General features: G+C 47.2%; 13 protein-coding genes. 1 reads left to right on the top strand and 12 read right to left on the bottom strand.

From position 1 onward, the window contains the following. Positions 1-15: 15 nt before the first annotated feature. The 3 genes from HP399_RS08550 to HP399_RS08540 all read right to left on the bottom strand — a co-directional run bounded on the left by HP399_RS08550 (position 16) and on the right by HP399_RS08540 (position 4,811). Positions 16-2,976 carry a salicylate synthase gene (locus HP399_RS08550; protein WP_173618714.1) on the bottom strand — a complete coding sequence of 987 codons (2,961 nt, stop codon included), beginning with the start codon at positions 2,974-2,976 and terminating at the stop codon, positions 16-18. 313 nt (positions 2,977-3,289) lie between these two features. After that, complete coding sequence (locus HP399_RS08545) at positions 3,290-4,033, bottom strand: 4'-phosphopantetheinyl transferase family protein (protein WP_173618715.1); 744 nt, start codon at positions 4,031-4,033, stop codon at positions 3,290-3,292. Between the two features lie 4 nt (positions 4,034-4,037). Continuing rightward, positions 4,038-4,811: a thioesterase II family protein gene (locus HP399_RS08540; RefSeq protein WP_228088484.1), complete on the bottom strand. Its 774-nt coding sequence runs from the start codon at positions 4,809-4,811 to the stop codon at positions 4,038-4,040. Positions 4,812-5,261: 450 nt separating this feature from the next. On the opposite strand from HP399_RS08540, the gene HP399_RS08535 reads away from it, so the two are divergent. Further along, entirely contained in the window at positions 5,262-5,870 is a 609-nt protein-coding gene (locus tag HP399_RS08535) for an MptD family putative ECF transporter S component (RefSeq protein ID WP_173618717.1), read from the top strand. Between the two features lie 82 nt (positions 5,871-5,952). Here the strand turns inward: HP399_RS08535 and HP399_RS08530 are convergent, their stop codons facing one another. From HP399_RS08530 to HP399_RS08490, 9 genes are all read right to left on the bottom strand, one after another. Beyond that, the gene (locus tag HP399_RS08530; RefSeq protein ID WP_173618718.1) at positions 5,953-6,228 is read right to left on the bottom strand and encodes a hypothetical protein; all 276 of its coding nucleotides are present in this window, start codon (positions 6,226-6,228) and stop codon (positions 5,953-5,955) included. A 39-nt stretch (positions 6,229-6,267) separates the two neighbouring features. After that, on the bottom strand, positions 6,268-6,549 hold the full coding sequence (locus HP399_RS08525; protein ID WP_173618719.1) for a hypothetical protein: 282 nt from the start codon (positions 6,547-6,549) through the stop codon (positions 6,268-6,270). A gap of 26 nt (positions 6,550-6,575) precedes the next feature. Next, positions 6,576-7,205: a hypothetical protein gene (locus HP399_RS08520; protein WP_173618720.1), complete on the bottom strand. Its 630-nt coding sequence runs from the start codon at positions 7,203-7,205 to the stop codon at positions 6,576-6,578. After that, positions 7,202-7,723 (bottom strand): imm11 family protein, encoded by a 522-nt coding sequence (locus HP399_RS08515; RefSeq protein ID WP_173618721.1) that lies wholly within the window; start codon positions 7,721-7,723, stop codon positions 7,202-7,204. Before HP399_RS08515 ends, HP399_RS08520 begins: the two co-directional genes overlap by 4 nt. Positions 7,724-7,738: 15 nt before the next feature. Beyond that, positions 7,739-8,842 (bottom strand): pentapeptide repeat-containing protein, encoded by a 1,104-nt coding sequence (locus HP399_RS08510; protein ID WP_173618722.1) that lies wholly within the window; start codon positions 8,840-8,842, stop codon positions 7,739-7,741. A gap of 17 nt (positions 8,843-8,859) precedes the next feature. Beyond that, positions 8,860-10,335 carry a contractile injection system protein, VgrG/Pvc8 family gene (locus HP399_RS08505; RefSeq protein ID WP_173618723.1) on the bottom strand — a complete coding sequence of 492 codons (1,476 nt, stop codon included), beginning with the start codon at positions 10,333-10,335 and terminating at the stop codon, positions 8,860-8,862. Between the two features lie 355 nt (positions 10,336-10,690). After that, positions 10,691-11,386 (bottom strand): hypothetical protein, encoded by a 696-nt coding sequence (locus HP399_RS08500; protein ID WP_173618724.1) that lies wholly within the window; start codon positions 11,384-11,386, stop codon positions 10,691-10,693. A gap of 410 nt (positions 11,387-11,796) precedes the next feature. Continuing rightward, on the bottom strand, positions 11,797-12,327 hold the full coding sequence (locus HP399_RS08495; RefSeq protein WP_173618725.1) for a hypothetical protein: 531 nt from the start codon (positions 12,325-12,327) through the stop codon (positions 11,797-11,799). Beyond that, positions 12,296-12,535, bottom strand: a complete 240-nt coding sequence (locus HP399_RS08490) for an HNH endonuclease family protein (RefSeq protein ID WP_173618726.1) — start codon at positions 12,533-12,535, stop codon at positions 12,296-12,298. The genes HP399_RS08495 and HP399_RS08490 overlap by 32 nt, the downstream gene beginning before the upstream one ends. Between the last annotated feature and the right edge of the window lie 53 nt (positions 12,536-12,588).

Below are 12,588 nucleotides of genomic sequence, written 5' to 3'. Positions count from 1 at the left end.
CTCTCGTGCAAGCCCCTATTCTTTTCCAATCAGCTGCCTGGAGAAGCTGCTCAGTTTTTCACGCGTTTCTTCCAGTTCTCTGGACGGCAAAGACATTTCGACGACACCTGCTCCGGCATGAAGCCAAGCTTGCTTGTCCTTTTGATAAATCGTTCGCAGCACAAGAGCGGCATCCATGGCACCGTCGCTGTCAAAAGTCATGACGCATCCGCTGTACAGACCTCGTGGCACCGTCTCTAATCTGCCAATCGCTTCAATCGATTCTTTTTTCGGGATTCCCGAAGCGGTAACAGCTGGGAACAATGCGCGGAAGGCATCCCACGAATTGCATTCTTGTTTCAGCTTCCCTTTCAAGCGAGAAGCGATATGCTGAACCGTTCCTCGGCTAGCTACTGACATAAAATCGCTCAAGACGATACTTGTTGAGTCGCAAACGATTTTCAGCTCTTCGAATGCCAGCTTGACGGAAACAGCGTGCTCGGCAATTTCCTTCGGGTCATTCAGCAGCTCTTCCTTGAGCCTGTTCGCCTCGTCTTCACTGTTGCCTTTTGCCCGTGTTCCCGCGAGCGGGAAGGTGCTCACCCATCCGTCGCTATCGACTTCTACTACCGTCTCCGGACTAAAACCAGCCGCACCGAGACCATCCAAGCTAACGAGGAAAGAGCGTGCCGGCGTATTCACTCGTCTGCCAGCAATATAGCTCGCAACCAGATCCAGCTCGTGATCAAGCGGAATTTTTCGCGACAAGATGACCTTGTGGTATTTGCGTTCCTGTATTTCGCGTACAGCTTCGGCCACGTTTTGCATGTAGGCTTCAGCGTCGTATGTATCGGCTTGTGGGACGGACAGCTTTGGCTTGTCCACTCTTTGGGTCAGCTGTTGCTCAGCTTGCGTGTTCATAGACAGCTCGCGTAGCAGTTGGCTGAATTCGCTCCGCTTCTCTTCACGCAAGGCTCTCAATAGGACCGTGCCTTTGTTGAAACGCAGCTCAACCTCAGGAATAAATAGCTTGAGCAAGCCATCCTCTTCTGGCATGAGCGGCAAACCTTGATAATAACGCGCCATGCCAAAATTGACGGTTCCATAAGCGCGCCAGTTTTGAATCGGCACCTGTGCCATTGCTTTTTCGAGCGTCTCACTAAGCTCGTTGTTGTCGAAACGGAGAGTCTCGTTGCGATAAGTCAAAGTCGTCTGCTCCCCATCCACGTAGAGAAGCGCATGAATCCCCATTCCTAGCGATAGCTCATCTCCGTTTTCATAGAGCAGGTAGTTTTCATACCCGCTGCGCTCTGCAATCAGCGCCGCTGCCATATGCGCATCACCTGCAAAAGCAAACGTCTCTTCCAGATAGGCGATGTCCGCTGGCTTCGCCTTTGACTTTGGCGCTAACGCCAGTTCTTTTAGCTTGGCTTTATTGACTTTTCCGACGCTGGTCAGCGGCCAGAAATCAATGAGTTCGATTTGATCCGGCATTTTGTAGCGTGCCACCCCTTTTTCCTGGAAGAAGGCATGGACGTCCGCCAGGCTGATCGTTTCGTCGTCGGTGATCAAAAATGCGCAGCTTTTCTCGCCCAGTACTGGATCGGGAAGTGTGATCAGTGCCGCGTCTTTAATTGCTGGGTGCATGCGCAGGTACGTTTCTACTTCAGCCGGCATGATTTTTTCTCCCGCTCGGTTGATTTGCTCTTTGATCCGTCCACCGATCTGAATATTTCCTTCTGGCGTGATTCTAGCCTTGTCCCCAGAGCGATAAAAGCCATCAGGCGTAAAGCTCTCGCGGTTTTGTTCCTCCGCTCTGTAGTAGCCGCGAATCGTATACGGTCCCCGCACAATCAATTCTCCGTATTCACCTGGCGCGACATCGTTTCCATGCTCATCCACGATTCGCACTTCATCCCCTTCAGAAATCGGACGGCCCTGGCAGCTGGTAATGATCGACTCTGGATCATCCAGTGATGTGCAGCAGATGAGCCCCTCGGCCATCCCAAATACTTGCTGGAGCTTGCATTTCCATTCTTGCGTGATGCGACTGGCGAGATTATCATCCAGCATGGAGCCGCCAACCTGAAGAACCTCCAGACTCGACAGGTCGCTTTCTGTATCCCATTCCAGCACTTCCTGCCATACTTGTACGATCGAAGGCACGAGACCGGTAATGGTCACACGCTCTTTCTCAATCAGCGGAAAGGCTTCGTCGCAGCTAGTAGTTTTACATAGCACGATCTTACCGCCAACGGACAGTGTGCCTAAGATACCTGGGCAGCACAGAGGGAAATTATGGGCAATCGGCAAAACTGCGAGATAGACGCTTCTCTCTGTCAGTTGGCAACGGGCTGCGGTTGCTTTCGCATTGTAGACGTAATCTGCGTGGGTTCTAGGAATCAGCTTCGGTATCCCTGTCGTACCGCCAGACAACAGCAATAACGCAGTGTCTTTGTACGAAGGGGCTTCCAGCTCGATTGGCGGTCCGCTTATTTCAGCCAAGTTCCTCCCGATCGGGCTGTCCCCATCCGTCATGACGAATTTGACCGATGCATGTTTTTTGACTAAATCTTCTGCCATCTTCGTATAATCAAAACCGAGAAACGTCGCTGGAATGATGTAGGCAACTGGCTTCGCGAGTGCAAAAATCCCGTCCAATTCAGCCTCTCTGTGGGCAGGCAATACGAGAATCGGCACAGCGCCGATGCGAAACAGGGCAAAGCAAGTCAGTACGAAAGAAATTCGATTTGGAAGCTGGACGGCTACATTGTCGCCTTTTTGAATTCCCATGTGATAAAAACCGGAAGCAAGCGCATCCACCTTGCTGTCGAGCTCGCGATAAGTGAGCCTCTCCTCGTCCCCCACCAGCGCTTCTTTGTTCTGGTACTGTTCCGCCCATTTGCGCAATTGCTGCCCAAGTGTTAGTGGCTCCCAAAAACCACGCTGTTCATAAGCTATTGCAGCTTGCTCATACCACTCCGTACTTACTTTCATTCCGTCCTCCTCCTGTGTAACTGCGGGTCACTCTTTGCGCCCGAAGCCGGATCATGCAGAGACTGCCTTGTCGTTGTACACATCGTGTTGGTTTGTCTAACAACAAGATATTGATAGTGATTCTCATTGTCAATTTCATCTTCAAGCTGTTTTTTCTACATTTGGGAAAAATAGGCTAGATTATCTTCCGTTTTCTCACGATTTCTTCGTTTCTCACTGTAAGTTTTCCATATTCTTACACACTTATATAATCTCATTAAACCCGATAAAGTTTATCAGTATAATAGATGATTCTCGTTTCAAGGACTCCGATTTACGGTCTACCTATCCCGATTGCAACTGCTCCCGCATAGCCTCTGGCAGGCGTAAACCCGTAAACTTTCCAATCCCCGCTCCTGACTCCATCTCCATTTACCGTGAAGCTGCCATCCTGTTTTTCCATGAAAAAAGAATCGAGAGGACGGCTCAGGCCCTCCCCTGTCGCTTTGACAAAAGCCTCCTTGCGTGTCCAGCAATCAAAAAAAGCCTGCTGCCGCTCATCAGAAGGTAAACGCAAGATTCCCTCTCGCTCCACAGGGTGAAAGTAGCTCATGAGCTGTTCCATTTCCGGGATGTGTCGCAATTGCTCCACGTCAAGGCCGAGAAGGCGATCGCGTGATAAAGCGACCGCCACAAGCTCATGCGAATGCGACAGATTGAAAAAAAGTGCTTCGGAATCACTGTTTGGTCCACATAAAAACGGTTTCCCGTTCGAATTGTACTCCCATTGAACCGCGCGGGGAGAAATCCCTTGGTACCGCCCAATCATTTTTCTCAGCAGTCCATGTGCGACAACATAGCGTTCCCTGTCTGCGTGGAAATGAAATCGTTCCCGTTTATCGAGTTCTTCGACAGACAGCATACTTTCCAGCTCCTGCATACTGTGTTCCCATGCTTGCATAGACGTCAACCAAATATGTACTTCCCCTTTAGCCAGTAACAACGAAGACGATTCCTCCAGAGCTGATTTTGTCCTCTCAGACAAGTGGGTTATTCGCACCTGCTGCATATGCTGCATCCCGTTAGTGCTCCCCTTTTCCTGCTACCGCACTCCGGTATTGTCCGATCATTTTAGTTACCGATTGCAGAAGCACCTCTTTGTTTGTCGTCAGGAAAAAATGTCCCCCGTTTACCATTTCCAACGTAAATCCGGCACTTGTATGGCTAGCCCAAGCCTCCATTTCTTCCTGCGTGGCTTCCTCATCCTCTGTCCCGCAATACGCAGCAATCGGACAATCAAGCGGGGGCTCCTCGGCATACACATAGGTTTCGTCGAGGGTAAAGTCCGCACGCAATAGCGGCATGAACAACTGCATGAGCTCCTTGCTTTGCAGGATCGCCTCTGGTGTCCCGGAAAAGCGTCGCAGCGCTGCGACAAATTCATCATCAGGCAAATGGTAAATAGGCTTCGGCTCCGGGAAGTGTGGAGCTCGTCCTCCTGAAACGATGAGGCCAAGCGGAAGACGCCCCCATTTGCTCCGTAAGATACGTACCAGCTCAAAGGCAATTCGCGTTCCCATACTGTGACCGAAAAAAATAAACGGGCGATCCAAATACGGATGAATCACTTGGGCCAGCTCTTCCACCAGTGCTCCCATATCTGAGTAAGCTCGCTCGGCAATTCTGTTTTCCCTCCCTGGTAGCTGAAGTGGGTAAACTCCAACATCACTGGGAAAAGCCTGTGCCCATCCCCTGTAAATCGAGGCCCCTCCCCCTGCGTAAGGAAAACAAAACAGGCGAACGCTGTCTTTTGCTTGCGGCTGAGCTAGCAGCCATGATTTCGCTATCGTATTCATGCTCATATGTACTCCTCCATTTCGTCTCTTGCTTAAACGCTTAATACAACGAACATGATAATGATTCTCATGCAACCTTGCCAAATAGATACAAGCCCCTCTTTTTCCGTTTTCTGGTACATTTCCGCGATTATCCCTGATTTACTCGTCCTACGTTCACCAGAATGATTATTTTGCGGATCCTCCAACTTGTAATATTTTGGCGATTGTTCAAGAAAAACGGAAAAATACGGAGATAATAGGCGAAAAAGCTCGAAAAATATCCCAAAATATTGAAATTTGAGCTTTTTTTATTTTGACAACGATTCTCATTATCAATATTGTGTTCTTATGCTGACAACCGTGCGTACAGCTAGCAAACTGTTTTCCAGCATTCCTACAAAAGGGGGATCGCTAGTAGAGAGAGTTAGTCAAGCAGATCGGCTACCTATGTCTGAGGGAGGATGTTACATGCAAGCCCAAACATCATTAGCTGCCCAAAGCGGCAGATGGACCATGCGGGATATTATTACGCTCGCGATCTTTAACGTCGTCATGCTGATACTGATGACGATCGCCCCGATTATTACCGTTGTTTCTCATTTACTGGTTGGCGGCTTTACTGCCCTACTCAACGGTCCGATTTATATGGTCATGTCTAATAAAATCGCCAAGCCTGGGGCTCTATTTTTTACAGCTGTCTTGACTGGATTGTATTTTGTCGGTTTTGGCTACGCGAATTACTTACTTACCTTAGCTGTTATCGGACTCATCTGCGAACTGATCCTATGGGGAAAAGGCTCTTATCTGAATCCTGTGCGCAATGCGATCAGCTATTCTGTTTTTTATGTCGGCTATTCGCTTTGCGGGGTAGTCCCGCTTATTTTCTTCCGCGAATCGTATCTCGCGACCTTGGAAAAAAGCTATACACCCGAGCAGCTTTCTGCGATGCTCTATTACTTTGAAACCCCCAGTATGATTCTCATCATGTGCTCGATTTCGTTTGTCGGCGGATTGCTCGGCTGCTATTTCGGCAATCTGTTGATGAAAAAGCACGTCAAAAAAGCAAAACTGGTGTAATGCTCCGTGTAAAAAAACAAGGCATATTCCTCCTCGGTGATTCGAGTTGGAATATGCCTGATCGACGTCTTAGTATCGTCCCTTATTGCCCTTCCATGGCGAGTAAAATAAACGTGATAATTGCGATTATCGTACCAAAGACGAAGTATAAACCTAAAAGAATGGCCATTAACAACAAGCCGGCTTTTGCCCAATTTTTACGATTCAGATTCCCATCTGAGCCAAAAGCCCAGACAAATAACAAAACAATATTCGCGATCGGAATCATCATGAACAACGAGACGAGAATCCAATCTTTCATTGTCATGACCTTTTCGTTTTCCGCTACGCTTCCTTCCACATACGTTTGGTGATCCATTTTACACCCTCCACGTTTTTTGCCAATCCACCGTTCTCGCTATTGTTCAACCGAAGCTCCAATGAATGCCAAGATCAAAATTAAAAAGAAAACGCTCAAGTACAACCCGATGCAAACACCTAAGATCAGCAAGTTCGCTTTGGCCCAGTTCTTTCTGTTTAGATTGCCTTCACTGCCAAATGCCCACACGAAATACATCACGAGATTGACCACGGGCACCATCATAATTAAAAAAGTAATCAACCAATCCTTGACTGACATGACCTGCTCATTTTCAGGCACGCTCACTTGCAATTGCTGTGGATGTTGCTGCTGTTCCAATTCGAAACCTCCCTGTTATGTCATGATCAAATTTTCTCTACCCGTAGTGTGCGAATCAACGCATGAGCCAGAGGCTGCCAAACGAGCACTTCCTCAGACTCAAAATGAAAGCTTCCGAGTAGTGCCCGCCCATTTACCGATGTCGCGAACAAGATTTGATAGTAGGTTTTGTCCTCAATCGGAATGATGAATTCGCTGCTGGCAATCCTGCATCCATCCAGCTCGATAAGCTCATGATGTACGACCTGCAAGCCTGCCTGCGCCTTTTTGACTTGTGCTGTCATCGCCTGCACAAACGGTTCCACTCCGCTCATCGGCAACAGATGTGCCATATGATTCATCCCGAGCATGACCGCGCTCTCTTCCTCTTTATAGGAAATCTGCTCGTGCTGAGAATTCCCTCCGCTATTTGACCCGCGCCCCCTCGGTATAAGCTGCATCGAATGGGGCAACTGAATGCCGAGCTGCCCGTCAAAGAGGAGATTCTCCGCGAATTCGAATCTGCGTCCTTCGTACTCCAAGTAGCCATTTCGCACGCCATCCAGACACTCCGCAAGCGTCAATTGCACCTGTTGTTCTTCCATTTCAGCGAGTTGACGCCGTGTCTGGATGCTGTTCCATACATCCAAAATCTTTTCATCCCAGTAGATCGTCATAGCTCCCTCCGCAGTGCCTGCTCTACTTTTTGCAAAACAAATCCGTTCAAGCTTCTGCGAAGGAAGCTTTCCGCAGCATCCAGACTCACCACGATATACGGCTCCAAAATCCCTTGAACTTTAAAGAAATGATGTGCCTTTATCTTATCGGTATCTAATACAAGCCTCTTTACAGTTCCGTTCAAATGAAATGCCGTCTCCATTGAAAGGCAATCTACAGCAGGTACTTGCATGGCCCAGTAGACGTTTCGCAGATTGGTTTCGCTGTCGATCAAATCGACGCGCTTCCATTGCACGCTGGGATTGTATTTGGCAGTAATGGTTTTCATCCGCTCCGAAATCATCGGCATCGGCTTTTCCAACCAATCTGTGTAGGTATGGGCCCCATCCGTGTTCACCTCGAGAACGGATATCGGAGGGAGTTGCTCGAAGGTGTTTTCCTTTTGCAGCCCCAGACCCGATGGTACGACCTTTTGAGCTATTCGTCCATCATCTGCTAGCAAATAATAATCGCGCATATCATCCCGCCTCCTTTATTCCGTTTTCCACTCAATCTGCTGCATCTGTGCTTCACTCAATGCAAAGCGCTCCCGGTCCTTCTCGAAAAAAACGGCATTCCGCAAATTCGCTCCATGAAAATTCGCATGATACAGACGAGAATGGCGAAAATCCGCTCCTTCCAAATCAGCATATGCAAATTGGACACCGAGTAAGCCCGGTACACGATGCAGCTCGTCCGCACTAACTCCTTGTCCCTCGGCATAAGAGAAGATGGCTCCGCTCAAGTCAGCATGACGAAAATTGGCATCACAAAGAAGCGAATGGCTGAAATCAGTGCGTTGAAGCTTGCTCTTTACCCAGCTTGTTCCAAATAAGACACACTCACGGAACTGACTGTCTGTAAAATCACTGCCGCTAAAATCGCAATAGCGCAAATCCAGTGCCTCCACATTGCTTCGCGGCAAATCCATGTGGGCGAATGTTTCATGGGTGCAAAACGTTCCTTTCGGTTGCCCAAGCAGGCTTCTGCACTCCTTCTCCTCCCGCTTGATTCGCTCTTCTACGTACACCACTTCGCTGATGTCTTTGAATTCGCCCACTCGTATGTACAGACGATCCGCTTTCCTAATCTGTTGGTACTCAGGCAGCTTAATAACCTCCGGAATCGCTACTCGTGAAAGCGCTGTGACAAACTGACAGAAAAGCTCGATTTCCTTTAGCACCATATACTCCACATCAGCAGCGTGTATGATCCCCATGTACATTTTTCGGCGTTCGTCCAGTAGCGAAATGAGCGTGGACACCTCTTGCAAAGCCCATGCTGCATCGTACCGTGCATAGCAATCCACTGGCTCCCAGTACCATTGATCCGTATAAGCCTCTATCAAAAATGTGTGTGTGCCATCCAATACCGTTGTCCGAAGTAACGAGTAGTGAATAAAACCGACAGGGGGAAGCTCCTGATTGTTCTGCATGAAGGCAATATGCTGGAGTATTTGCCGAAAAGACTCCACGAACTCCCGGACGAGCTGATCCTTGTTTTGCTGGAAATAGCGCTCGAGTGCCGCTACGCTTTCAGCCAACGCTGGCAGGAAGATGTTATCGTGCAGATGCTGGAGCGCTTCCTCTTTCTTCATCGATGTCAGTGCCCCCTCTAGTTCATCTTGATTTCCGAACCTTTCATCTCGATCTTCTCTTCCAGTTTGATTGTATTTCCTTTTCCACTCAGTTCTACTTTATCCGCACTAATATGAAGAGAAGCAGCTGACAGTTTCATGTCCTTACCGGCTGTAATGTTCACATTCTGGCTACTCTGGATATCGATCCCGCTCGTATCACTGATCGTAATCGACATATCTCCTGTCGTGATCACAATTTTGTCTGGAGCCAGTACGATTTCCTTGCCATACTTGGTACGAAACGTTTTTACAGCAGGGTCCTTCATCCGGTCTCCACCGCCACCTCCACCTCCTCCTGAACTGCTTTTCCGTGAGGATTTCTGCTTGGGCGCTGGTTTGTCGTCGTCTGGGATTTCCTTGAGAACAGAGCTGATCGCGATACCGTCCTCTTCTTTTTTGCTCGGGAAATAAATCCGAATCTGGTCGTTCAGCTCTGGCATGACATACCATCCGGTTTGATCCTCGGAAGCATAAATGGTGGAGTAAGGGAACCAATATGCCGTGCTCTGATCCTGCTGATCATCCATATCCAGCTTGGCTCGCACATTGTCCTTCTGGACTTGCAGCACCCGGCCCTGGATGGACGCCCCGATGATGGCATGGTTATACTGCTTCTTACGCGCCAGACCTAGGCGTGGATAAAGCTTGTATGTATGCGTGACAATACCTTCCTTCATCTCCGTGACCGCTTCTCCGACGACAAGTGGTCTGGACTTGAAGTTCACCTCATTGCCGACCTCCAGTACTCGTTCGCTCTGCACTTCATACACTGTATAGTCTTGGTCATCGATTCCTGGAACCTTGTTCTCTGCATCACTCTGATAATCCCCGACACGCTTATGCACCGTATAATGACTAACCGCAAGCTTTCCTTTATCTTGACCTTTTGGCAAACCGAAATAAAACTTTGGAATGTCAAAAGCCGTTGTCGGGATCAAACCTGTATAAAAGCGCGACGCCATCCTCTTCAGGAACTGCCAATCGGTTTCTTCATACTGCATGACAAACGTATTCAAAGCCTTGCCGTTCGTAACAGAGTCAATAAAATCAGCTTTTCCGTACCCGGACAACACCGTTTTCACGAGCCCTGCATAGGTCATCGCCGGGTTTTGAAACGAACGCTTTCTCGTTTTGACATCCAACAAATAGGTATGAGAAATTGCCTCCAGCGACAAGTAATAAATACCGCGTACCGCTTTGACATGGACGCGCAAGACGATTCCCTGGAACCATGTTTTCGGCTTGCCCGATTCATCCGCCAGTGCCACACTGATCAGTGTTTGCGCATTTGTCTGGTTTACGTAGCTATCTTTTCGCTCTTCAGAAATGATTCCCGTGAGCGTCAGTCGCGCATGCTCGTTCATCTTTTTCACGACTTTCATCGTTTGCAGATGAGTAAATTCATAGGGCGAAACTTGTATATCTCCATAAGTGAGTGTTCGATTGCTCATGGTATCCCCTCCCTGCCAGATGAACCCCCTCCTCCGATGCTCCTAGGGAAATGGATTCACCCTTCCAAATAAGACCATTATTTTACACACAATCTTACAATCGGTATTATTTGGGATTTTTTGAATGGGTCGTTAGTCCTGAATGGCTTGATACGAATCGAATCATCAATGGGACAGACGTTTCCCATGCGCCTGGTTCAACCGATGTGATTCTTGCAGCCGGTCACACTTAGCCGGGTGAACATAAAGAAAATAGCCCGCTGGCGTGCAACGGGCTTTCTGTCTCTTATGTGAGGGGGAACATCTGTCTAGTCAATAACAGGATTCGGGCTGTCACTCTTCTCGTAGACGTTCCTTATTGAATAATCTCGGAAATCGCTTGCTTTTGCTCCAAAATCTCGCTTTGTACCTGTATCAGTTCTTTCAACAGATCAGCAGCCTCTTGCAAGGATGCAGCTGCTTGCTCCTTGTCACCAGCCTTGAATACTTCTTTTGCTTCTTTCACTGTGTTTTTCTCATTTGCTTTCAGTTCTTTTGCTTGCTCTTTGTTCTCTTTCTTTTCTGTGCGGATTGGCTTCAATTCTTGGTTCATCTCTTTGAAGGACGCTTTTTTCTCTTTTACTTGGGTCAATTCTGTTTGGATATGCGCCAGTTTTTCTTCGATGGCGGTATGGTTTGCGGCGATTTCAGCCTTGATGCTCGCTACCTTTTCTTTATCCTTTGCTTTCTTCGCTTCTTTCAATTCAGCAGACAACGATTTGTTTGCTTCGCGCAGTGGTTTCGTTTCTTCCAATGCACTTTTTACCTGTTCGCGTACTTCTCTCGTCACATCGCCCCAAAGAACGTCCCATGCTTGTCTGTTGATTTCCGATTGTCCTTTTAGTTTATCTTGCAAAGCTTTTTGCTCCACTTGCAATGCTTTTAGCGCTTGAACTTCAGGCAGGCTGCTCCACCCTGCTCCTTTTCCTTCTTTCTCCGCCGCAAAAGCTCCTACCGCACTCGTTGCCAACAAGCTTGCTGCGATTACAGATACGGAAAGCATTTTTTTCATGTGTGAACACTCCCTGTCTCATATGGTTTCTTTCTTACAAACAAATCGTACCGTATGAGCGTCGGGAATGTTCGGGATAACCTCGTGAAAAGTAAGGGGAAAGTGTGGGATTTGGGAAAAACACAAAAAGACTAGGAAAGGCCTGGGTCGATTTGGATTGTCACTCATTGGAAAGCTACTCGACTGGGATTTCCCGCCTTGGTTATGCTGCCACCAACTTTCTCACGAAGTTGACCACCATGGCTCATTCTTCGTATAGGGGGAAAGTAGAGGGTACCGGAGTCTCCTTGCTTTGACATGAAAACAGGCTTATTCCTCTTCATCTTTTAAGATGGAATAAGCCTCTGGCAGTTTATCAAATGAAAGTGTTACTTATTGTTTGGTTTATTGGTTGTATTGAAAGACTATTACTATGTTAACAAACCATTCTCTTCTAACATTTTATACCATTCATCCTCTTTTGAACCAACGCTATTTATACTTCCTCCAGATTCAACTAGCTTCAATCCAATTTCTCCATATTGTTCCCCTAGAAAATAGTTAAGTAAGAAGTTATAGAAGTCTCCATACGATTCCAAAACAAAATTTTGATCTAAGGGATCTCCAAATAAACACGTTACTTGACCATTTTCCTTATTAATGAACAAAGGATACCTTTCAATTTTTCCTATACAAATCCAGTCACCATCAAACCTTTGCATTTCCTCTACATAAAACTGAATATCGGCAACTTGCCGTTGACCAAAAATATTGATAACCCCTCCAATTAATCTTTCATATCGATCTGTAATCAAGTAATAATCTTTTAAAAGACTATTCTCGGAATTTTTGAATTGTGCTTCATTCGTATTTTTAGTAATGTCCGTAAAAGTCAGACTAAATGGGTCGTCACTTAATATTCCACTAATTTTATCTATTTTTCCGATTAATAATTCGATCATATTCCTCACCTTTCGAAACATCTTTTAACTGTACTCCCAATACTCCACCTAATCTTCTAAGAGGAAACTCCCTATGAATAACTTTTTCAACAAGAATCATTATTGTTCCATCTTCATGATGATGCTTTATATAACCTTCAGGTGCTTTATCAGGTGCCGGTACTGGTGAATCCGTATCCTTATTCAATTTAGCTTCTGTATTTGCCACTCTGTAATTTCCTGATCGATTAGTGGGGGATGCAATTTTTATTGTAACCGGTA

Origin of the sequence: Brevibacillus sp. DP1.3A, from assembly GCF_013284245.2 — a bacterium.
Taxonomy (GTDB): Bacteria; Bacillota; Bacilli; order Brevibacillales; family Brevibacillaceae; genus Brevibacillus.
Note: the sequence above shows the minus strand (reverse complement) of the source record. Positions and strands in the feature narration are given on the sequence as shown.

What these genes read in the sequence shown, in the direction of transcription:
- HP399_RS08550 (WP_173618714.1), bottom strand. Translation starts at nt 2,976, where the DNA reads ATGAAAGTAAGTACGGAGTGGTATGAGCAAGCTGCAATAGCTTATGAA.
- HP399_RS08545 (WP_173618715.1), bottom strand. Translation starts at nt 4,033, where the DNA reads ATGCAGCATATGCAGCAGGTGCGAATAACCCACTTGTCTGAGAGGACA.
- HP399_RS08540 (WP_228088484.1), bottom strand. Translation starts at nt 4,811, where the DNA reads ATGAATACGATAGCGAAATCATGGCTGCTAGCTCAGCCGCAAGCAAAA.
- HP399_RS08535 (WP_173618717.1), top strand. Translation starts at nt 5,262, where the DNA reads ATGCAAGCCCAAACATCATTAGCTGCCCAAAGCGGCAGATGGACCATG.
- HP399_RS08530 (WP_173618718.1), bottom strand. Translation starts at nt 6,228, where the DNA reads ATGGATCACCAAACGTATGTGGAAGGAAGCGTAGCGGAAAACGAAAAG.
- HP399_RS08520 (WP_173618720.1), bottom strand. Translation starts at nt 7,205, where the DNA reads ATGACGATCTACTGGGATGAAAAGATTTTGGATGTATGGAACAGCATC.
- HP399_RS08515 (WP_173618721.1), bottom strand. Translation starts at nt 7,723, where the DNA reads ATGCGCGATTATTATTTGCTAGCAGATGATGGACGAATAGCTCAAAAG.
- HP399_RS08510 (WP_173618722.1), bottom strand. Translation starts at nt 8,842, where the DNA reads ATGAAGAAAGAGGAAGCGCTCCAGCATCTGCACGATAACATCTTCCTG.
- HP399_RS08505 (WP_173618723.1), bottom strand. Translation starts at nt 10,335, where the DNA reads ATGAGCAATCGAACACTCACTTATGGAGATATACAAGTTTCGCCCTAT.
- HP399_RS08500 (WP_173618724.1), bottom strand. Translation starts at nt 11,386, where the DNA reads ATGAAAAAAATGCTTTCCGTATCTGTAATCGCAGCAAGCTTGTTGGCA.
- HP399_RS08495 (WP_173618725.1), bottom strand. Translation starts at nt 12,327, where the DNA reads ATGATCGAATTATTAATCGGAAAAATAGATAAAATTAGTGGAATATTA.